The sequence below is a fragment of the Streptomyces pacificus genome, from assembly GCF_011766325.1.
GTDB lineage: Bacteria > Actinomycetota > Actinomycetes > Streptomycetales > Streptomycetaceae > Streptomyces > Streptomyces pacificus.
On sequence record NZ_BLLG01000004.1, the window covers coordinates 278,617 to 300,287 of the forward strand.

The window sequence follows — 21,671 nt, forward strand, 5'->3', positions numbered from 1 at the left end:
CGCATCCATCCAGGTGATATCAGCTGGTAGACCGATCCCCTGACGCCCGGTCCACCGAATCAGCCGAGACAGGGGAATGCACAGAATGACCAATATGCCCGACTCTGCAGAAGTAGGTGGAACGAGGCCTGCGCCGCGGTGAACTACCAGGTCAACGAGGCTGCTCCCCGCACCCGCGGGGATGGTCCCCTGTACCGCGGTCGGGCGGACTCGCAGACCTACTGCTCCCCGCACCCGCGGGGATGGTCCCGGCGTGCAGAACGCCGGGCGCCGCCACGGCGACTGCTCCCCGCACCCGCGGGGATGGTCCCACCGCGTTCGGCGTGGGCTGGGATCTCGTTGGCTGCTCCCCGCACCCGCGGGGATGGTCCCCCCAGCCCCCACCGGACCCGGTGCCCGAGGAACTGCTCCCCGCACCCGCGGGGATGGTCCCGGCCGAGTCGCCTGGGTGGCGGAACACCTGGACTGCTCCCCGCACCCGCGGGGATGATCCCATCTCGTAGGGCTGCGTTTCGACCGGGGCCGGCTGCTCCCCGCACCCGCGGGGATGGTCCCTACGTGTGCGGGACGTGCGCGGGACACGGCGACTGCTCCCCGCACCCGCGGGGATGGTCCCACCGGCAGCAAGGTGTACGCCGACAGCCCCGGCTGCTCCCCGCACCCGCGGGGATGGTCCCGTCTGCCGACCTGGTGGCGGCTGCGAGCTTGACTGCTCCCCGCACCCGCGGGGATGGTCCCAACCCGAGGCAGCTGCGGGCCAAGTCGTGCGGCTGCTCCCCGCACCCGCGGGGATGGTCCTGGCGATTGAATCGGGTCTCGGGTGGACCGCGTCTGCTCCCCGCACCCGCGGGGATGGTCCATAAGTGCCCGAGGGGACGGTGCGATTCCCAGTCTGCTCCCCGCACCCGCGGGGATGGTCCCGACTGCGGGTATGCCGTCGGCGTGGGCTGGCACTGCTCCCCGCACCCGCGGGGATGGTCCCCCGCTGAGCGACTACATCCGCCACGCGTCCTCCTGCTCCCCGCACCCGCGGGGATGGTCCCGGCGTCGACTACAGCGGCAACCCCGACGAGGACTGCTCCCCGCACCCGCGGGGATGGTCCCACCCAGCTCAAGCCCACGTTCGAGCCGGTGCTCTGCTCCCCGCACCCGCGGGGATGGTCCCGTCGGATACGGCTCGGTGTGGACCGGGCTCGGCTGCTCCCCGCACCCGCGGGGATGGTCCCGGTCCCCATAAGGGACGTCGAACCCCCGGAACTGCTCCCCGCACCCGCGGGGATGGTCCAGAGGCCCGAGTCAGCTCATTGACGCTGGAGTACTGCTCCCCGCACCCGCGGGGATGGTCCCATGCCGTCGAGCAGCCCGTCCTGCATGATGGCCTGCTCCCCGCACCCGCGGGGATGGTCCCGCCCTGGTGCCGATCCTGCTCGGCCTGGCGCTCTGCTCCCCGCACCCGCGGGGATGGTCCCATCATTGTTGTAGTAGATCTGCACGGGGTCCGCTGCTCCCCGCACCCGCGGGGATGGTCCCGCCGACGGCGGCCCCGAGGCCAAGCTCGGCTCCTGCTCCCCGCACCCGCGGGGATGGTCCCGCCCTGGTGCCGATCCTGCTCGGCCTGGCGCTCTGCTCCCCGCACCCGCGGGGATGGTCCCTGTCGAGGTCGATCAGGGGGACGGGCCGCAGTCTGCTCCCCGCACCCGCGGGGATGGTCCCGGCAGGCCGCGGCCGGCCCGAGCCCAGCACACCTGCTCCCCGCACCCGCGGGGATGGTCCCCACGAATCGACGAAGGCCCCGGACGGCAGTCCCTGCTCCCCGCACCCGCGGGGATGGTCCCGGCAGCGTGGGGGACATCGTGAAGGTCCGGATCTGCTCCCCGCACCCGCGGGGATGGTCCCAGCTCGTCGACCTCCGCCGGGGTCATCTCGGGCTGCTCCCCGCACCCACGGGGATGGTCCCCGTGCCTTGCGCGCGAGGGTGGTCAGCCGGAACCTGCTCCCCGCACCCGCGGGGATGGTCCCACCGGAGCCCGGCGGTGCGGGCCCCGGAGGGGCTGCTCCCCGCACCCGCGGGGATGGTCCCTTACCGGCGCTCTACGGCCGCCCCGCCCCGTGCTGCTCCCCGCACCCGCGGGGATGGTCCCGCCATGCAGGGCTCCCTGAGCTCAGCGGGTCTCTGCTCCCCGCACCCGCGGGGATGGTCCCGAACCCGCCGACTCGATCACCACGTCGAACTACCTGCTCCCCGCACCCGCGGGGATGGTCCCGCACGCCGCGGATCCGTCGGCACACTCCTGGACTGCTCCCCGCACCCGCGGGGATGGTCCCCGGGTGGCCCGAGTATCGGTGGTGATGAGGCCGCTGCTCCCCGCACCCGCGGGGATGGTCCCCCGGCGTGGCCGTTCATCTGCCCCGGACCTGACTGCTCCCCGCACCCGCGGGGATGCTCCCTGCTCCGGGCCGGACTGCGAGGGCGGGGTGCCTTCGGGGAGCACGGGGCCGTCGGGGAGGATGGAGGGATGAGCGACGCGGTGGCACGGATACTGGAGGCGGCGGCACGGGACGAGTTCCCGCCGCCGGACGGGGGTACGACGGTGGTGCCGCAGCCCAGCCCGCGGGACGCGGGGGTACTCGCCTTCACCGCCCACTCGGTGGTGTTCACGGATGAGGATCCGGTGTGGGTGCGGAAGGCCCTGGCCGCGGCGGGGAGCGATCCGCTCTCCGCGAGCATGACGCCCGGTTTCCTGAGCGCGCTGACGGCGAGGACCGGCCGTTCGGTGAACACCGTCGACCTGCTCACGGTCGCCGCGGCCCGGACCGGGGACCCAGGCCTGGAGCTGAGGGAGATCACCGACCCGGACCATCCCCGGGTCGCGCGGGCGCTGAAGTTCCGGGACGAGGTACGGGTGTGGGCCGCGGACGGCGGTGTCCTGGTGCTGGGCCGGGGCGTGGCCGGCCGGTGGGAGGCCGCGATCGAGGTGGACCCGGAGGCGCGGGGCGCCGGGCTGGGGGTGCGGCTCGCCGTCGCGGCGCGCCATCTGGTGCCCGGCACCCACATCTGGTCCCAGCAGTCGCCCGGCAACGCCCGCAGCGTACGGACGTTCCAGCGGGCGGGGTACCGACCGGTCGGCTCGGAAGCCCTGCTCGTAGCCGGTTAGCCGGGTCGGGACCGGCAGGCTCCGCGGTCGGCCTGCGCCGGGGTACGTGGGCCGCCGGCCGGGCCCTACCGGCGGACGGGCAGCCGTCGGTGCCGCGGGGTCGAGGTGCGCGCGGCGGGGGTGATGCCACCCGAGGGCGCCGGAGAGAGCCGGAGAGCATCGAGATGCAGGGCCTTCGGCCGTCGCACGGTACCCAGGGGGCCCTCGGGGCGAGGATTGACCGAGTCGATCCAGCCTTTACTCGTTGTTTGGTAGACAACCGACTAGATCTACCTTTGATCCAGTTTCACATTGTCAGGTTGTATTCACTTATGGGCGAAATGTGCCATTTACGCGTGGCCGAATGTCTGCCATAGTCTCGCTTGAGCGACCCCCATCGACCCGGGCCAGGTCGTCCAGAAGAGCGGCAGCGCGGATACACCCCACCCCGTCCGCGCCCGCCCACACGAAGCCCCCTCGGCGCCGCGCGGGTCCCTGAACCCAGGCGCCGGAGGGGGTTTTCGCGCACCCCCGGCCCGCGCCGTGCGCACCCCGGGCCCGCGCCTCGCACGCTCTCCGGCCGACGAGCCCGCGCGCCCGTCTCAGGGGGGCGCGCCCCCCTGTCAGCGGTCGTCCGTCCGCATCTCGAACCAGGTGGTCTTCCCGCGCGGCAGCAGATCGACGCCCCACCGGTCGGACAGCGTCTCGACCAGGAAGAGACCCCGGCCGCTGGTGTCGAGTTCGCGGACCGGCATCAGGCAGGGCAGCCCCCGCGACGGGTCGCGCACCTCGACGCGGATCCAGCCGCGCCTGCGGAGCATCCGGAGCCCGAACACCCGCGCCCCGGTGTGCCGGACGGCGTTGCCCACCAGCTCGGAGACCAGCAGGACCGCGTGCTCGGCGGTCTGCGGCGAGAGCGCCCAGTGACGGAGCACCACACACTGGGTCAGCCGGCGCGCGACGGCGGCGGATGGGGGACGCGACGGGAGTTCGACCTCTCCGTCGGACGGGTCACCGAACAGCTCGACCGCCTCGAGGGCCCGCCCGTCATCGACGGCCGGCGCCCACCGCGCGGCGGTCGCGCTGCTCCGCGCCCGCGGTTGCTCCATACCTTCCAGCCCCGCCATGCCCCCATCATGGCCGCCCAGATGCCCTCCCGTGACCGTTCCGGAGGAATCGGCACCCCCCTGAGCCGTGCCCGGGGGCGCCGATTCGGCATATGCCCCTGGCATCCGGGGCGCTCACACCCTGATCGACCTGCGATGACGCAGTGCGCACACACGATCGCCAGGAGCGCCGGACGAGGCCGCCCGAGGTTTCTTCAAGCTTCGATTATTTCGACCACGTGGGGCGTCATGTTGACGAAGCAGCGATACGTGTCCAATTCCCGCCGCTCTCACCCCGGTTCACAGGAACCGGGCCTTCCCCGGACCCTCCTCGACGAAGCTCCGCATGCCCCGCTCGCGGTCCTCCGTCGCGAACAGGCCGGCGAACCAGTTCCGTTCGATCGCGAGTCCGGTGTCGATGTCCGTCTCGAGACCGGCGTCGACGGACTCCTTGGCCGCGCGCAGCGCCAGCGCCGGCCCCTGGGCCAGCCTCGCGGCCCAGGCGTGCGCCTGCCCGTGCACCTCGGCGGCCGGTACGACACGGTCGACCAGCCCGATGGCCAGAGCCTCGTCCGCCTTCACATGGCGGCCGGTGAAGATCAGGTCCTTGGCCCTCGACGGGCCCACCAGCCGGGCCAGCCGCTGGGTGCCGCCGGCGCCCGGGATCAGCCCCAGCAGGATCTCCGGCTGGCCGAGCCTGGCGTTGTCCGCCGCGATCCGGTAGTCGGCGCACAGCGCCAGTTCGCAGCCGCCGCCCAGGGCGTAGCCGGTCACGGCGGCGACGACGGGCTTGGGGATGCGGGCGACGGCGGTGAAGGAGTCCTGCAGGGCCTTCGACCGCTTCACCATCGCCGTATGGTCCATCACCTGCATCTCCTTGATGTCCGCTCCGGCCGCGAACACCTTCTCCCCGCCGTAGAGGACGACGGCGCGCACGTCGTCCCGGTCGGCCGCCTCGACGGCCAGCTCGCGCAACCGGTCCTGGGTCGCGATGTCCAGGGCGTTCATCGGGGGGCGGTCCAGGCGGATGGTGCCGACGCCTTCGGAGACTTCGAGAGTGACTGTCATACGGGGAGGTTAGCGCCCGTTCACTCCGAGGGGCACGGTGTGGTCCGGCGTCGAGGGACAAGAGCCGCCGGGGCACCGGGCCCCTCGTCCGTGCCGTCCCGGGACCCCCGGGACCACCCGCGGCTACCGGGACCACGCGGGACCACCGGGACCACCGGGACCACCCACGGCTACCCGGTCCACTCCGCCCAGGACATGTTCCAGCCGTTCAGGCCGTTGTCGGGGGCGATCTGCTTGTCCTTGGAGTTCTTCACGACCACCACGTCGCCGATGATCGAGTTGTCGTACATCCACGCGGCCGGTGTACCGCCGTCGTAGGCGCCGCGCACATCGCGCAGACCGACGCAGCCGTGGCTGACGTTCGCCGAGCCGAAGGTACCGCGGGAGGCCCAGTAGTTGCCGTGGATGAAGGTGCCGGACGTCGACAGGCGCATCGCGTGCGGTACGTCCTTGATGTCGTACTCGCCGCTGAAGCCCACGGTGGCGCCGTTCATCCGCGTCACCTCGTACTTCTCACTGATCACCATCTGGCCGTTGTACGTCGTGGTCGACGGGGCGCCCGCGGTGATCGGTATGGTCTTGAGGAGTTCGCCGTCGCGCACCACCTTCATGGTGTGGGCCTCGGCGTCGACCGTGGAGACCTGGCGGCGGCCGATGGTGAAGGAGACCGTCTTGGCCTGCTTGCCGTACACACCGGGGCGGCCCTCGACGCCGTCCAGGTCGAGCCGGACCGTCACCTCGGTGCCGGCGGCCCAGTACTTCTCGGGGCGGAAGTCCAGGCGGTCGTTGCCGAACCAGTGCCCCTCGATCGGCACCGACGGCTCGGCGGTGACCTCGATGGCCTTCTCGACGGCCTCGGGGTCGGTGATGCCGCGGCTGAAGTTGAGGGAGACGGGCATGCCGACGCCGACCGTGGAGCCGTTCTCGGGGGTGTAGCGGCCGATGAAGGTGTGCTCGGGGACGAGCGTGCTGAAGGAGGTGTCCTTCACCGACGCGCGCCCCTCGTCGTCCTCGGCCACGGCGCGCACCCGGTACCCGGTGGCGGACGCGAGGTGCCGCAGCGGCTCCCAGCTGGCGCCCCCGGGCGCGATCCTGCCCTCGACCGCGTTGCCCTTGTCGTCCTTGACGGTGACCTCGGTCAGCCTGCCCCGGTCGGCCGTCACCTTCAGCGCGCCGCTGGTGTCGACGGCCTTCGCCCCGTCCTCGGGCGCGACGGTCACGACCGCACGGGACACCGCGGAGGCGACCCTGCCGGAGTCCCGGGCTCCTTTGTCGCCGTCGGCCGGGCGGTCCGGGCCGCCGCCGCAGGCGGACACCAGCAGCAGCACTCCCGCGGCGAGGGCCGGCAGCGCGGCGCGCCCGCGCCGCCGGCCCGTCCCGGCCGATGTCCCCGATATCGGATGCCCGTTCACGATGAGCTGTCTCCCCTCGCACGGCCCGGCCCCGCCGTGGCCCACGCCCCCGCGCGCTCGAACGCACGCATGGCGACAGACAATCACACCGGGGGGCGCCGCGGCTGCTCCCCGATGGCACTGTTCGGTAGCACATCTGCCCGGCGGGGGCGCCTCCCATGCGGGAGGGCGGGAGGGCGGGAGGGCGGCTCACCGCAGCGCGGAACCGGCCTTCCACGCCTCCCAGCCCATGTTCCAGCCGCTCAGCCCGTTCCACGGGTCGACCACCCGGTCCGGGGAGTTGACCACTTCCACCACGTCGCCGACGAGCGTCCGGTCGAAGAACCAGCCCGCCGGGGAGTCCTGGCTGCCGCCCTTGTCGTCGCGCAGCCCGATACAGCCGTGGCTGACGTTGCGCATGCCGAAGACCGCCGGGTCGGCCCAGTAGTTGCCGTGCAGGAAGGTGCCCGACGTGGTGAGCCGCATCGCGTGCGGCACGTCCTTGATGTCGTACTCGCTCTTGCCGTCGTCGTCGGTGAAGCCGACCGTGGCACCGTTCATGCGGGTGACGTCGTGCATCTCGCTGACGACCATCCTGCCGTTGTACGTCCGGGTCTTCTTTCCGCCCGTGGTGACCGGCAGCGTCGTCAGCACCCTGCCGTCGCGGCGCACCTCCATGGTCCGCTCACGGGCGTCGACCACGGAGATCTGGGACCGTCCGACGGTGAACCGGACGGTCTTGCGCTGCACGCCGTACACCCCGGCCGCCCCCTCGACGTCGCGCAGCGCCATGTCGACGGTGACCTCGGTGCCCGGCTTCCAGTACTCGCGCGGGCGGAAGTCGAGCCGCTCCGCGTCGAACCAGTGGCCCACGACCTCCACCGGCGGCACGGAAGTGACGCGGATGGCCCGCTCGACGGCGGCACGGTTCCTGATGCCTCGGCTGAAGTCGAACGAGACGATCATTCCGACGCCCACCGTGGAGCGGTTCTCGGGGGTGAAGTAGCCGATGAACCGGTGGTCGGGGACGACGGTGGTGAAGGTCGTGTGCCGGGCGGACCGGCGGCCTGCGGCGTCCAGCGCCACCGCGTCGACGCTGTACTTGGCCGCCAGCGCGAGCCGGGTGTCCGGCTTCGGACGCCAGGTCAGGCCGTTCGGGGAGAGATCACCCGGCACCTCGGCCGGCTGCGCGTCCTCGATCCGGGTGACTTTGACGCGCTCCAGCCGCCCGCTCGCCAGGGCTACTTCGAGCCTGCCGTCCGCCGGCACGGCCTTGGCCCCGTCCGCCGGAGTGATCCGGATGGTGTCGCCGGGCTCCCGGGGTTTGTCGCCCTCGACGGCCGGGCCACCGGCACCTGCCGCTCCGCCGGTGCAGCCGGCCACACCGGCGAGCAGTACCGTCCACAGCGCGGCGACGGCCAGCGTGGCCCTCGTCCGCCTCACCGCGTTGCTCACAGAGTCCACCTCGTGGGGTCGCAGAGACACAGCACGTCCCCCCAACGACGGCCACCCTCGTGGGGAAACGTCGGCGCGGGGCACGCGGGGAACGGCAGCGCCGGGCGCAGTCGAGCCACGGGCGGGGCGGGTGGGGAGCGGCTCGCCTCGCAGACCCGTCAGATGAGGAGCAGCGGCTCGCCTCACGGGCGGGTCACGTCGCGGGGCGGGTCATGTCGGGCGCAGGTCGCGGGGCGGGTCACGTCGCGGGGCGGGGCATGTCGGGCGCAGGTGGCGTCGCGGGCGGGGCGCGTCGGGCACAGGTCGCGTCGCGGGGCGCGGGTCACGTCGCGGGGCGGGGCGGGTCGCGTCGCGTCGGGCACGGGTCGCGTACGCGATGGGTCGCGTCGGGCACGGGTCATGTTGGGAGCGGCACGGCGTAGGGCAGAGATGGTGGGAGGACCACACGCGGGAAGCCGCGGCCGGGACGCCGTGGGCGGGAGCCGCGCGGGCCCGATGAGCCGCGGGAGGCCGACAGGTGTCGAGCGCAGCCGAGCAGGAGGCGGTACGGGAAGAACGGCAAGAACGGCAAGAACGGGAAGAAGAAGAGCGGCCTCTTCCCGTCAGGGGACCGCATCCGGTCCCGCACGGACGGCCGGGCAGGGCGGACGGCTCCGGGCCGCCGGCCTGGCCGGGGGCCCCGACACCGCTGGGCGCCCGGTACCGGGTCGGTCCCGACGGGGTCGCGGGCACCAACTTCGCCCTGTGGGCGGGCGGCGCCGAGGCCGTGGAGCTCTGCCTCTTCGACGAGTCGGGCACGGAGGCCCGGCTGCCGCTGACCGAGCTCACCCACGAGATCTGGCACGGCTTCGTGCCGGGCGTCCGGCCCGGGCAGCGCTACGGATTCCGGGTGCACGGCCGCTGGGACCCGTGGACCGGTGCCCGCTGGAACCCGGCGAAGCTGCTGCTCGACCCGTACGCCCGGGCGGTGGACGGTGAGTACGCGCTGCCGCCGGAGGTGTACGGGCACGTCCGCGACTGGCCGGATCAGCACGTCGCGGACACCGTGCGCGACGACCGGGACTCGGCCCCGTACGTCCCCAAGGGCGTGGTCGTGCACGACGACGCCCCGGACGACGAGTGGGCGGACGACCGGCGGCCCAAGACCCCCTGGGCGGACTCCGTCATCTACGAACTGCATGTGCGCGGCTTCACCCGGCTGCACCCCGACGTCCCCCCGGAGCTGCGCGGCACCTATGCGGGCCTCGCCCACCCGGCCGCGATCGGCCATCTCGTACGGCTCGGGGTGACGGCGGTCGAACTGCTCCCGGTCCACCAGTTCGCGCACGAGGACCACCTGCTGCGGCGGGGCCTCAGGAACTACTGGGGCTACAACTCGATCGGCTATTTCGCGCCGCACGCCGGCTACAGCGCCTCCGGGACCGCGGGGCAGCAGGTCGGCGAGTTCAAGCGGATGGTGCGGGCCCTGCACGAGGCGGGCATCGAGGTCGTCCTCGACGTGGTCTACAACCACACCGCGGAAGCGGGAGAGCTGGGGCCGACGCTGAGCCTGAAGGGCGTCGACAACCGCGGCTACTACCGCCTGCGGCCCGGCGACGCGCGCCGCTACGCCGACTACACCGGCTGCGGCAACACGCTGCACGTGGTCCAGCCCCAGGTGCTGCGGCTCATCACCGACTCGCTGCGCTACTGGGTCACGGAGATGGGCGTCGACGGCTTCCGCTTCGACCTGGCGGCGGCGCTCGCCCGCTCGATGCACGACGTCGACATGCTGTCCCCGTTCCTCGCCGTGATCGCCCAGGACCCGGTGCTGCGCCGGGTGAAGCTGATCGCCGAACCGTGGGACATCGGCAACGGCGGCTACCAGGTGGGCGCCTTCCCCCCGCTGTGGACGGAGTGGAACGACCGCTACCGGAACGCCGTGCGGGACTTCTGGCGCGGTGCGCTGCCCGATCTGCGGGACCTGGGCTACCGGGTGTCCGGCTCCAGCGACCTCTACGCCTGGGGCGGCCGGCGCCCGTACGCTTCCGTCAACTTCGTCACCGCCCACGACGGCTTCACCCTGCGCGACCTGGTCAGCTACGAACGCAAGCACAACGAGGCGAACGGCGAGGGCAACCGGGACGGCACCGACGACAACCGCGCCTGGAACTGCGGCGCTGAGGGCGAGACCGACGACCCCGAGGTCAACGCCCTTCGCCGGCGGCAGGTCCGCAATCTGCTCACCACCCTGCTGCTGTCCACCGGCGTGCCGATGCTGGTGGCCGGCGACGAGATGGGCCGTACCCAGGGCGGCAACAACAACGCCTACTGCCAGGACAACGAGACCGGCTGGCTCGACTGGTCGCTGCCGGGGCAGCCGGGGCCGGGCGGGCTGCTGGCCCTCACCTCCCGGCTGCTGGCGCTGCGCGGCGCGCACCCGGTGCTGCGGCGCCGGGCGTTCTTCTCCGGCCGGCCCCAGGCATCCGACGGCCTGCGCGATCTGGCCTGGTTCACCGCACACGGGTCGGAGATGACCGAGCAGGACTGGTACGCCCCCTCCGCCACGCTGGCGCTGTTCCTGTCGGGCCGGGACATCCCCGGCCGGGACGCCCGGGGCGCGCAGGTCACCGACGACAGCTTTCTGACGATCCTGCACGCCGCGGGCCTGCCGACGGCCTTCCGGCTGCCGGGGCCGCCGTGGGCGGAGGAGTACGAACTGGTCGTGGACACCTCGCTGGAGGAGCAGTCGGTCGCGCCGGGGACGGTGTACCGGGGCGGGGAGCGGGTGACGGTGCCCGCGCGTTCGGTGCTGCTGCTGCGCGTGCGTGACGGGTGCTGAGTTCCGGTCGCGGGCCGGCCGTCGGACGCCCCCGCCCGTGCCGGCCGGGCCTGTCCGGGGCGGTGGTCGGCCCGTCTCCCGGCCGCTCGCGTGCCGTCCGCCGCTCGCGTGCCGTCCGCCGATCAGCCGTACCGTCCCGACGCCCGCCGTATCCTCCGCGACCCGTACCGCCCGGCCACCAGGCCACCAGGCCACCCGGCTGCCCGGCTACCCGGCTACCCGGCTGCCCGGCTACCCGGCTACCCGGCTACCCGGCTACCCGGCTACCCGGCTACGACAAGCCCGCCTCACAGCCGGCCCACCGCGCAACCCGCCCCGCCCGCCCCCTCACGACCAGCCCGTCCCAGGGCCCTTCCGCCCGGTCCGGGGCCGCGGACCGGACGGCGGCGGGAAAAACTCGGTGGGCCCTGTCAGTGGTGAACCGTAGGCTCGCTCCTGATGTCCACCACAGCTGACGCCACCGGGCCCGAACGATCCGCCGTACGCTCCCTGCTGCGGCTCTGGCCGTATGTACGCCCGGTCAGGGCCCGGCTGTTCACGGCGGCGGCCGTCGCGACCGTCGCCTCCTGCCTGAGCCTGGTCATCCCCCTGGTCCTGAAGTGGATGGTGGACGGTCCGGTCGCCGACCGGGACGTGGGCGGGGTGTGGCTGGGGGCCCTGTACCTGCTGCTGCTCGGTGTCGTGGAGGCGGCGCTGTTCGGCTTCCGGCGCTGGCTGGTGGCGCGCCCGCTGGCCGGTGTAGAGGCGGCGATGCGGGCGGATCTCTTCCGGCACCTCCAGCGGCTGCCCGTGGCCTTCCACGACCGGTGGGCGTCGGGGCAGCTGCTGTCGCGCGGGACGACGGATCTGATGCTGGTACGGCTCTTCCTGGCGTTCCCGCTGACGTTCCTGCTCGTCAACGGGGTGACGATCATCGTCGGCGCGGGAATCCTGCTGGCCCAGCAGTGGACGCTCGGTCTGGTCCTGCTGGCGCCGGTCGCCCCCCTGGTGTTCGCCGTCGCCCGGTTCGAGGTGCGCTACTCGTCCCAGGCGCGGGCGGCGCAGGACCAGGTGGGCGACCTGACCACCGTCGTGGAGGAGAGCGTCCTCGGCATCCGGGTCATCAAGGGTTTCGGACGCCACCGCAGCCAGGCCGCCGCCTTCCGTGCGCTGTCCGAGCGGCTCCGGGGGACCGAACTCGTCAAGGCCCGGCTCCTCGCCGGGATCTTCGGCGTCATCATGACCGTCCCCGAGTTGGCCATCGGCGCCGCGCTGGTGCTCGGCACGATCCAGGTGGCGGACGGCACCCTGTCGGCCGGCACGCTCGTCGCCTTCCTCTCCACGGCGCTCGCGCTGCGCTGGCCGGTGGACGCGATGGGCTTTCTGCTCGCCATGAGCCAGGAGGCGGCGACGGCCACGGACCGCTACTTCGACGTCCTGGACGCGGAGGTGGAGCGGGAGGGGAAGCACGGTCCCGGGGAGGAGAAGGCACCCGGGGGCGGACACGGGGACGGGGAGGAGCCCGGGGAGGAGAAGGCACCCGGGGGCGGCGAGGGACACGGGGAGCACTCCGCCTCACCCGTACGAACGCCGACCCCATCCGCCGCACCCGCCGCACCCGCCGCACCCGGGAAGGGGACCAGGCCGGCCGCCGGAGCGGGGCGCGGGCTCCGCTTCGACGGCGTCCGCTTCCGCTACCCCGACGCGCCCGAGCACGCAGAACCGGTGCTGAAGGTCATCGACCTGCACATCCGGTCCGGGGAGACCATGGCTCTCGTCGGCGGCACGGGCAGCGGAAAGACGACGCTGACCGCGCTCGTACCGCGGCTGTACGAGGTGACTTCGGGGCGCATCACGATGGACGGTCGGGACATCGCCGCCATGCCCCGCGAGGAACTGCGAACCCTGGTGTCGATGGCGTTCGAGGAGCCGACGCTCTTCTCGGCGAGTGTCGGCGAGAACGTGCGGATGGGCGCCGAAGGCGCCGGCGACGAGGAGGTGCGGCGGGCGCTCGACGTGGCCCAGGCGCAGTTCGTCGACACACTCCCGCACGGGCGCGCCACCCAGGTGGGCGAGCAGGGCCTCAGCCTCTCGGGAGGTCAGCGGCAGCGGCTCGCCCTCGCCCGCGCCGTCGTCGGGAAGCCGCGCTTCCTCGTGCTCGACGACCCGCTCTCGGCGCTCGACGTGCACACGGAGGCGCTGGTGGAGGCCGCGCTGCGCCGGGTCCTCCAGGACACCACCGCCCTGGTCGTGGCGCACCGGCCGTCCACCGTGCTGCTCGCCGACCGGGTGGCGCTGCTGTCTGGGGGCCGGATCGCGGCCGTCGGTACCCACCACGAACTGCTGCGGGACAACGCCGAGTACGCCTGGCTGATGTCCGGCGCCCACGCCGAGGAGCGAGACCGATGACGTCATCGACGGCCACGACGCCGCAGCCGGACGGCGGGGAGACCTCGGCCGGTACCGAACTCAGTGAACTCAGCGAACTCAGCGACCCCAAGGAACCCAACGAACTCAAGGAGTCCAACGAAACCAGGGAGCACACTGAACCCGGGAAGCACAGCGAACCCGGGGCGACCGACCCGGACGTTACGGGTCCCGGCGGAACGCCACGCGCCGCGACGGGGCCCGGGGAAGCGGGCCCGGACGCCGCCGGGACGGACGGAGCGGGCCCGGACGCGACCCGCCCGGGGACGGGGGGCGACGCCTTCGACCGGGACGCCCTGCCCGCTCCCGACGGCGCCACCGGCGCCCTGCTGCGTTCGCTGCTGTCCCCCCTCCGCGGCCGGGTGGTCCTCGCCGCGGTCCTGCTGCTGCTCCAGCAGGCCGCGGCGCAGGCCGGTCCGCTGCTCGTCGCGTTCGCCATCGACCGCGGGGTGCCCGCGCTGCGCGACGGCGACCACGGCCCCCTGGTCGTGATCGGTGCCGGGTACGCGGTGTGCGCGCTCGGTTCGGGAGCGTTCCAGTACGCCTTCATCCGTGCGTCGGCCCGGGTGAACCAGGACGCCCTGCTGGATCTGCGGGGCCGGATCTTCCGGCACGCCCAGGCGCTGAGTCTGGACTTCCACGAGCGCTACACCTCGGGCCGGCTCATCTCCCGCTCCACCACCGACGTCGAGTCGCTGCGCGAACTCCTCAGCGAGGGACTGCAGGAACTCCTCGCCGTGGCCATGTCGTTCGTCTACATCTCCGCGATGCTGCTCTGGCTCGACCTCGGAATCGGCTCTCTCGCCGCACTCAGCTTCGTCCCGCTGTACCTGCTGGTGCAGTTGTACCGGCGGCGCGCCGCGACGGTGTTCTCCACGCGGTCCACCGCCATCGCATCCGTGATCGTGAAGTTCGCGGAGACGATGAACGGCATCCGGCCGGTGCGCGCCTTCCGCCGCGAGCGCGCGAACGACGAGCACTTCCGCGCGCTCAACGACACACACGCCCGCAGCAACGGCGACGCGATGCTGGAGATGGCCCGCTATGTCGTGGGATCCCGGCTGGTGGGCAACACCGCGGTCGCGGGAATCGTGCTGTGGGGCGCGTACCGGGTGGTCGAGGGGACGCTCGCGCTGGGTGTGCTCGCGGCGTCGGTGCTCTATCTGCGGCGGCTGTACGACCCGATCGACCGGCTCGGCATGTTCCTCAACTCGTACGAGTCGGCGGCCGCGTCACTGCACAAGATCGCGGGGCTGCTCGCCCAGACGCCGTCCGTGCCGGAGCCGGACCGCCCCGCTGCACTGCCGGAGCGCGCCGGAGCCACCGGTCCGGGCCGGGAGGTCGTGTTCGAGGACGTGCGCTTCGCCTACCGCACCGGCGGAGAGGTGCTGCCGCGCTTCCGTCTGACGATCCCCGCCGGACAGACCGTCGCCGTCGTCGGCTCTACCGGGGCGGGCAAGTCCACGCTGGCCAAGCTGCTGGCCCGGTTCTACGACCCCACGGACGGGCGGGTGCTGCTCGACGGGACCGATCTGCGCGATCTGCCGGTGCCCGAACTGCGGCGCGGGGTGGTGATGGTGACCCAGGAGGCCTTCCTGTTCTCCGGCACGGTCGCCGAGAACATCGCCATCGGCCGGCCGGAGGCGACGCGCGCCGAGATCGAGCAGGCCGCGAAGGCCATCGGGGCGCACGACTTCGTCTGCGGCCTGCCGGAGGGCTACGACACCGACGTGCGCAAGCGCGGGGGGAGGATCTCGGCGGGGCAGCGCCAGCTCGTCGCGTTCGCCCGGGCGCTGCTGGCGGACCCGGCGGTGCTGATCCTGGACGAGGCCACCAGCTCGCTGGACATCCCCGGCGAGCGCGCGGTGCAGCGGGCCATGGACACGGTGCTGCGGGGGCGTACGGCGATCGTCATCGCGCACCGGCTGTCCACGGTGGAGATCGCCGACCGGGTGCTGGTGATGGAAGGCGGCCGCATCGTCGAGGACGGCAGCCCGGCCGCCCTCGTGGACGGCGCGGGCCGCTTCGCGGGGCTGCACCGGGCATGGCGGGAGAGCCTGGTCTGACGGCGGGGGAGCTGTGCTGCCCGGTACGGGACGCCCGGCTCGGCCCTCTGGCTACCGATGAAGGGCGACTACCGCCTCCGGAGCGTTCTCGGTCACTTCACCCGGAGGGCAATGCGTCGCTCGAAGACATCGCGCACCATCTCCAGCTCCCGGATCCGCTTGTTCTTCTCCCCGATCTCCCAACGCAGCCGCTCCAGCCCGGCCCGCTCGGCCTCACGTACCCGCCCACCACCGCTGGCGGCCGCCGCCTGCACGGGCCGGTCCGAAAACGGGGCCACGCGGCTTGTACCGGGTTGCCTCCGACAGGCTGGGCTCCCGTCCGAGAGCTGTTCCGCCGCCACAAGGCTGACGCCTTTTCAGTCATTCCCCAGGGCCCCGGCAGAGCCGTTCGCCGCACCCGGCACGACCGGGGGCAGCCGTACGGTTCGACGGCTACCGGCGGACAGCAGGGCCCCGCGCGGCGGCCGCACGGCCGGAACGCGCCATGCCGGGGCGTCGGCCGGGCGGGCGGCGCGTAGCATCTGCCCTCCGAGATCCCGTAGCGGATGTCTTCAGTCCGCTTCCCGCCGGCGCCGCCCAACTCGGCCCACCGCGGCCTCGGGACGGCAACCGCGGGGCGCCGGGCGAAACGTCCTCTTAACGAACACGACCTCTCACACAACGAACCCGATCCGGCCAATCTCTTGACGCGGCCCTGACAGGAACAGTTCACTCCTGCGACGCTTCCACCGAGCCACGCACGACATGCTCCTCAGATCTGCCGGGCGGCCCACCCAGCCGCCCGTGACCCCCCTCGCAGAAGGAGTCCGCGTGAGACCCATGCCCAGCCGTCGCGCGTCCGCGACCGGCGCTCTGCTGGCAGTCGCAGCCCTCCTGGCCGCCGGAGTCCAGTCCGGCTCCGCCGCCGCGGCCCCCGCGCCGACCGCCCCGAAGCAGCAGACCGCCTCCGGAGCCGACCCCGGCGCGCTACCCGTGGCGCTCTCCCCCGCCCAACGGGCCGAGCTGCTCCGCGAGGCCAACGCCACCAAGGCCGCGACCGCGGCCCGACTCGGCCTCGGCGCCCAGGAGAAGCTGGTCGTACGCGATGTCGTCCAGGACAGGGACGGCACCACGCACACCCGCTACGAGCGCACCTACGCCGGCCTGCCCGTGCTCGGCGGCGACCTGGTCGTCGCCGCGACGAAGGCCGGAAGCACCAAGGCCGTCAGCAAGGCGTCGGCCTCTGCGCTGCGGAACATCGACACCGGCGCCGACCTCGCCCCGGCCGCCGCCGAGCAGCAGGCCGTGGCCGCCGCACGCGCGGAGGGCTCGAAGGACACCGACGCCGAGCGCGCGCCGCGCAAGGTGGTCTGGATGGCGCAGGGCGAGCCGAAACTGGCGTACGAGACCGTCGTGGGCGGTCTGCAGCACGACGGCACACCCAACGAGCTGCACGTCGTCACCGACGCCACGACCGGCGCCAAGCTGTACGAGTGGCAGGCGGTCCAGCAGGGCACGGGCAACACGATGTACAGCGGCCAGGTGACTCTGGGCACCGCGCCGTCGTACACCCTGACCGACACCGCCCGCGGCAGCCACAAGACCAACAACCTCAACCGCGGCACGTCCGGCTCCGGCACCCTGTTCTCCGGGACCGACGACGTCTGGGGCGACGGAACCCCGCAGAACGCCGAGACCGCCGGCGCCGACGCGCACTACGGCGCCGCGCTGACCTGGGACTACTTCAAGGACGTGCACGGCCGTTCCGGCATCAGGGGCGACGGCGTCGGCGCGTACTCCCGGGTCCACTACGGCAACAACTACGTCAACGCCTTCTGGTCGGACAGCTGCTTCTGCATGACCTACGGCGACGGCTCGGGCAATGCCAAGCCGCTGACGTCGATCGACGTCGCCGCGCACGAGATGACGCACGGCATCACCTCCAACACCGCCCGGCTGATCTACAGCGGCGAGTCCGGCGGACTCAACGAGGCGACGTCCGACATCTTCGCGGCCGCCGTCGAGTTCCACGCGGCCAACGACCAGGACAAGGGCGACTACCTCGTCGGCGAGAAGATCGACATCAACGGCAACGGCACCCCGCTGCGCTACATGGACAAGCCGAGCAAGGACGGCAGGTCCAAGGACTCCTGGTACTCGGGCATCGGCAACATCGACGTGCACTACTCCTCCGGCCCGGCGAACCACTGGTACTACCTGCTCTCCGAGGGCAGCGGGGCGAAGACCATCAACGGCGTGAACTACGACTCGCCGACCTCGGACGGCCTGCCGGTCACCGGCATCGGGCGCGACAAGGCCTCGCTGATCTGGTTCAAGGCGCTCACCACGAAGTTCAGTTCGACGACCAACTACGCGGGCGCCCGCACCGGCACCCTCGCGGTCGCCACGGAGCTGTACGGGGCGAGCAGCGCCGAGGTCAAGGCCGTGACCGACGCCTGGGCGGCCATCAACGTCGGCTCCCGGCCCGGCGGCGAGCCCGGACCCGGCAAGGTCTTCGAGAACACCGGCGACATCAGCATCCCGGACCTCGGCACGGTCAGCTCCCCGATCGCGGTCACCGGCATCGCCGGCAACGCCCCGTCGAACCTCGCGGTCGACGTCGACATCCGGCACACCTGGCGGGGTGACCTGGTCATCGACCTGCTGGCCCCGGACGGCACGGCCTACCGCCTGAAGAACTCCAGCGGCAGCGACTCGGCCGACGACGTGATCGAGAGGTACACCGTGGACGCCTCGAGCGAGGTGGCCAACGGCACCTGGAACCTGCGGGTCCAGGACATCGCCCGCTACGACACCGGTTACATCAGCAACGTCAAGCTGACGTTCCCGTAGGCGCACCGGGCGGTTCACCCGCCCTCGGCACCGCCCCGGCCGCCCGGGGGAGCATCCGCTCCCCCGGGCGGTCCCGCGTGGGCCGCGGTCCACCGGGCCCCGTCACAAGGCCGCCTCCGGTCAGCGGACCGGCCGCGCCACAGGGTCCCTTCCGGTCAGCGGACCGGCCCCGTCACAGGGTCCCTTCCGGTCAGCGGACCGGCCCCGTCCACCGGACCGGTGTGACGGCCGGGCTCAGCGCATCAGCACCCCCGAGCCGTCGTCCGTCGCCCCGGTCGGCCACGCCACCAGACCCAGGTCCGCCCAGTGCGGCAGCAGCGGGTGCGCGGGCAGCACCCGGACCGTGTAGCCGAACGGGCCGGTGCGATCCAGGGCCAGCGGACCCTCGTAGACCAGCCTGCCGCCGGTGTCGGGTCCGCCGGCGGCAGGCTTCAGCGGGAAGGTCCCGGGATCGGTGATCGAGTCGTCCGCGTCGACCCGGCCCGCGACGGCCTGCACCTCCACGTCCTCGGGCCGGAGCAGGCCGAGCGTGACGCAGACCCGCAGGACCAGCGTCGACCCCAGCTGCACCGCGCCCATGTCCGCGCCCATGTCCGCGCCCGCACCCGTGCCCGCGCCACCACCCACACCGGCGTCCCGGACCACCCCCGCACCGATGTGCGGGACCGCGCCCGGCTCCGCATCCGGGCCCGTGCCCGCACGCACGTCCGCACCCCGGACCGCGCCCGGCTCCGCACCCACCTCGATGTGGTCGACCGAGACGCCCCGCCAGGCCGCGCGCACCCGGGCCTTCCACACGGCCAGGTCGCCGGCCGCGCCGGTGTCCAGCGCGAGCACCCGGTGGGCCCGGGCGGCCGGGGCGTACAGCCGGTTCACGTACTCGCGGACCATCCGGTCGGCCGGCACCTTCGGCGCGAGACCGGTCAGGGTGCGCCGCACCATCTCGGTCCAGCGGGCGGGAACCCCGTCCGCGCCCCGTTCGTAGAACAGCGGCGCGATGCGCTCCCCGACCAGCCCGTACAGCGCGGCGGCCTCCAGGTCGTCGCGACGGTCCTGTTCGCCGGCGTCGGTGCCGTCGGCCGTGGGCACGGCCCAGCCGAAGTCCGGCTCGTACCACTCGTCCCACCAGCCGTCGAGGACGGACAGGTTGAGGCCGCCGTTGAGCGCGGCCTTCATCCCGCTGGTGCCGCACGCCTCGAGTGGACGGAGCGGGTTGTTCAGCCACACGTCGCAGCCCGGCAGCAGCTTCCGCGCCATCGCCATGCCGTAGTCGGGCAGGAAGACGATCCGGTGCCGTACCCGCTCCTGGTCCGCGAACCGCACCAGTTCCTGGATCAGCCGCTTCCCGCCGTCGTCGGCGGGATGCGCCTTGCCCGCGACGACGATCTGCACCGGGCGCCGCGGATGGAGCAGCAGCTCCGCCAGCCGTTCCCGGTCGCGCAGCATCAGGGTGAGCCGCTTGTACGCGGGGACCCGGCGGGCGAAACCGACGGTGAGCACGTCCGGGTCCAGCACCCCTTCGATCCAGCCCAGTTCCGTCGCCCCGGCGCCGCGCTGCCGCCAGGAGGCGTACAGCCGTTCGCGGACCTCCCGCACCAGCCGTTCCCGCAGGACCCGGCGCAGTTCCCAGAGCTCGGCGGCCGGTGTGGCCGCGATGTCGTCCCCGAGGGCGAGCACCTCGGGGGCCACCCAGGTCGGGGCGTGCACCCCGTTGGTGACCGAGGTGATGGGCACCTCGTGGGGGTCGAAGCCCGGCCACAGTCCGCGGAACATCTCACGGCTCACCGCGCCGTGCAGCGTGGAGACCCCGTTGGCGCGCTGGGCGAGGCGCAGCCCCATGACGGCCATGTTGAACACCCCGGGCTCGCCGCCGGGGTAGCTCTCCGTGCCGAGTCTCAGCACCCGTTCGGTGTCGATGCCGGGCAGTTCGCCGTCCGCACCGAAGTGACGGGCCACCAGCTCGCGGTCGAAGCGGTCGATACCGGCCGGTACGGGGGTGTGGGTGGTGAACACCGTTCCGGCCCGGACCGCCTCCAGGGCGGCGTCGAAGTCGAGGCCGTACGGCAGTAGCTCACGGATGCGCTCCAGCCCCTGGAAGCCGGCGTGGCCCTCGTTGGTGTGGAAGACCTCGGGCTCCGGATGCCCGGTGAGCCGGCAGTACGCGCGGACCGCGCGGACCCCCCCGATGCCGAGCAGGGCCTCCTGGAGCAGCCGGTGCTCGCTGCCGCCGCCGTACAGCCGGTCGGTGACGTCGCGCTCCCGGGGGGCGTTCTCCTCCACGTCCGAGTCCAGCAGCAGCAGCGGCACCCGGCCGACCCGCGCCTGCCAGATCCGGGCCCGCAGCGTACGGCCGCCCGGCAGGCCCAGCGACACCCGGGCGGGGTTGCCGTCGGGTTCCCGGAGCAGGGTGAGCGGGAGCTCGTCGGGGTCGAGGACGGGGTAGTGCTCCTGCTGCCAGCCGTCGCGGGACAGCGACTGCCGGAAGTAGCCGTGCCGGTACAGCAGCCCGACGCCGATCAGCGGGACCCCCAGGTCGCTGGCGGCCTTCAGATGGTCGCCTGCGAGTATGCCCAGGCCGCCCGAGTACTGCGGCAGCGCGGCGGTGACGCCGAACTCGGGCGAGAAGTAGGCGACGGCGGCGGGCAGCGGCACCCCGTCTGCGGACTGCTCCTGGTACCAGCGCCGCCCGCACAGATAGGCGTCCAGTTCGCGGGCTGACTCCGAGACACGGAAGAGGAATTCCGGGTCGGTGGCGAGTGCGGCGAGCCGGCCGGCGGTCACCGATCCGAGCAGCCGCACCGGGTCGCCGCCGGCCGCCCGCCAGCCGTCGGGGTCCGCGCGGCGGAACAGCTCCCGCGTCGGCTCATGCCATGACCAGCGAAGGTTGCGGGCCAGCTCACTGAGCGGGGCGAGGGGCTCGGGGAGGACGGGGCGGACGGTGAATCGACGAATGGCCTTCACGGGTCCCACCTTCGGGGGCTGAGGTTCCTCCGGGGGCGCACCACGCTGTGCGCCCGTCCGACTCCTCGACCGTAGTGGCGCGCCGCTCGGCTCAACCACGGCGCGAGGAGGGCGCATCGAGCCGTGCCACCATCGGCCGATCCCGGCCGTGCCGTGTCCCTTTCCCGGGGGTGGGGTTCGTGCGGCCCGGGGCGGGCGGGGCGCGTCCGCGGTACCGCGTGCGGTACCGGGCGCCGGGCCGGGACGCCGGCGGCCGAGCCGCCGCCGCACGGTGCCCCGTCACGGTCGGCGCACGGGGCGCACCGGCCCGCCCGGCGGGACCGGCGGTCACGGCGGTCACGGCGGTCACGGCGGTCACGGCGGTCACAGTGCTGCGACGGCGCACGGTACGCGAGGGGCCGGCGCAGCCCGCGATCGTTTCCGCGCACCGC

The 21,671-nt window shown here is 73.1% G+C and carries 11 protein-coding genes and 1 CRISPR repeat array; of the genes, 5 read left to right on the top strand and 6 right to left on the bottom strand.

What is annotated here, in order from left to right:
* Nucleotides 1-160 precede the first annotated feature (160 nt).
* A CRISPR array of direct repeats spans nucleotides 161-2,448; the repeat unit is 29 nt; unit sequence CTGCTCCCCGCACCCGCGGGGATGGTCCC.
* A 68-nt stretch (nucleotides 2,449-2,516) separates the two neighbouring features.
* Nucleotides 2,517-3,155 (top strand): N-acetyltransferase, encoded by a 639-nt coding sequence (locus SCWH03_RS08730; protein ID WP_173263586.1) that lies wholly within the window; start codon nucleotides 2,517-2,519, stop codon nucleotides 3,153-3,155.
* Between the two features lie 602 nt (nucleotides 3,156-3,757).
* Here SCWH03_RS08730 and SCWH03_RS08735 read toward each other — a convergent pair.
* The 4 genes from SCWH03_RS08735 to SCWH03_RS08750 form a co-directional block, all read right to left on the bottom strand.
* Nucleotides 3,758-4,261 (bottom strand): ATP-binding protein, encoded by a 504-nt coding sequence (locus SCWH03_RS08735; RefSeq protein WP_173263587.1) that lies wholly within the window; start codon nucleotides 4,259-4,261, stop codon nucleotides 3,758-3,760.
* A 279-nt stretch (nucleotides 4,262-4,540) separates the two neighbouring features.
* On the bottom strand, nucleotides 4,541-5,308 hold the full coding sequence (locus SCWH03_RS08740) for an enoyl-CoA hydratase/isomerase family protein (RefSeq protein ID WP_173263588.1): 768 nt from the start codon (nucleotides 5,306-5,308) through the stop codon (nucleotides 4,541-4,543).
* Nucleotides 5,309-5,478: 170 nt separating this feature from the next.
* On the bottom strand, nucleotides 5,479-6,720 hold the full coding sequence (locus tag SCWH03_RS08745) for a L,D-transpeptidase (protein ID WP_173263589.1): 1,242 nt from the start codon (nucleotides 6,718-6,720) through the stop codon (nucleotides 5,479-5,481).
* A gap of 189 nt (nucleotides 6,721-6,909) precedes the next feature.
* A complete protein-coding gene (locus SCWH03_RS08750; protein WP_173263590.1) occupies nucleotides 6,910-8,154 on the bottom strand; it encodes a L,D-transpeptidase in 1,245 nt (414 codons plus the stop codon).
* A gap of 517 nt (nucleotides 8,155-8,671) precedes the next feature.
* On the opposite strand from SCWH03_RS08750, the gene glgX reads away from it, so the two are divergent.
* The 3 genes from glgX to SCWH03_RS08765 all read left to right on the top strand — a co-directional run bounded on the left by glgX (nucleotide 8,672) and on the right by SCWH03_RS08765 (nucleotide 15,447).
* Nucleotides 8,672-10,975 (top strand): glycogen debranching protein GlgX, encoded by a 2,304-nt coding sequence (gene glgX / locus SCWH03_RS08755; RefSeq protein WP_173263591.1) that lies wholly within the window; start codon nucleotides 8,672-8,674, stop codon nucleotides 10,973-10,975.
* Between the two features lie 438 nt (nucleotides 10,976-11,413).
* Nucleotides 11,414-13,363, top strand: a complete 1,950-nt coding sequence (locus SCWH03_RS08760) for an ABC transporter ATP-binding protein (protein WP_173263592.1) — start codon at nucleotides 11,414-11,416, stop codon at nucleotides 13,361-13,363.
* Nucleotides 13,360-15,447, top strand: a complete 2,088-nt coding sequence (locus tag SCWH03_RS08765) for an ABC transporter ATP-binding protein (RefSeq protein WP_173263593.1) — start codon at nucleotides 13,360-13,362, stop codon at nucleotides 15,445-15,447. Before SCWH03_RS08760 ends, SCWH03_RS08765 begins: the two co-directional genes overlap by 4 nt.
* A 92-nt stretch (nucleotides 15,448-15,539) precedes the next feature.
* On the opposite strand, the gene SCWH03_RS08770 is transcribed toward SCWH03_RS08765, so the two are convergent.
* Entirely contained in the window at nucleotides 15,540-15,725 is a 186-nt protein-coding gene (locus tag SCWH03_RS08770; RefSeq protein ID WP_216854724.1) for a hypothetical protein, read from the bottom strand.
* A 532-nt stretch (nucleotides 15,726-16,257) separates the two neighbouring features.
* Here SCWH03_RS08770 and SCWH03_RS08775 point away from each other — a divergent pair.
* Nucleotides 16,258-18,279 carry a M4 family metallopeptidase gene (locus SCWH03_RS08775; RefSeq protein ID WP_173263594.1) on the top strand — a complete coding sequence of 674 codons (2,022 nt, stop codon included), beginning with the start codon at nucleotides 16,258-16,260 and terminating at the stop codon, nucleotides 18,277-18,279.
* A 234-nt stretch (nucleotides 18,280-18,513) separates the two neighbouring features.
* On the opposite strand, the gene glgP is transcribed toward SCWH03_RS08775, so the two are convergent.
* Nucleotides 18,514-21,240, bottom strand: a complete 2,727-nt coding sequence (glgP, locus tag SCWH03_RS08780; protein ID WP_173263595.1) for an alpha-glucan family phosphorylase — start codon at nucleotides 21,238-21,240, stop codon at nucleotides 18,514-18,516.
* Between the last annotated feature and the right edge of the window lie 431 nt (nucleotides 21,241-21,671).

Bases quoted from the DNA above. Each gene is read 5' to 3' on its own strand.
- SCWH03_RS08730 (WP_173263586.1), top strand. From the start codon at position 2,517: ATGAGCGACGCGGTGGCACGGATACTGGAGGCGGCGGCACGGGACGAG.
- SCWH03_RS08735 (WP_173263587.1), bottom strand. From the start codon at position 4,261: ATGGCGGGGCTGGAAGGTATGGAGCAACCGCGGGCGCGGAGCAGCGCG.
- SCWH03_RS08740 (WP_173263588.1), bottom strand. From the start codon at position 5,308: ATGACAGTCACTCTCGAAGTCTCCGAAGGCGTCGGCACCATCCGCCTG.
- SCWH03_RS08760 (WP_173263592.1), top strand. From the start codon at position 11,414: ATGTCCACCACAGCTGACGCCACCGGGCCCGAACGATCCGCCGTACGC.
- SCWH03_RS08765 (WP_173263593.1), top strand. From the start codon at position 13,360: ATGACGTCATCGACGGCCACGACGCCGCAGCCGGACGGCGGGGAGACC.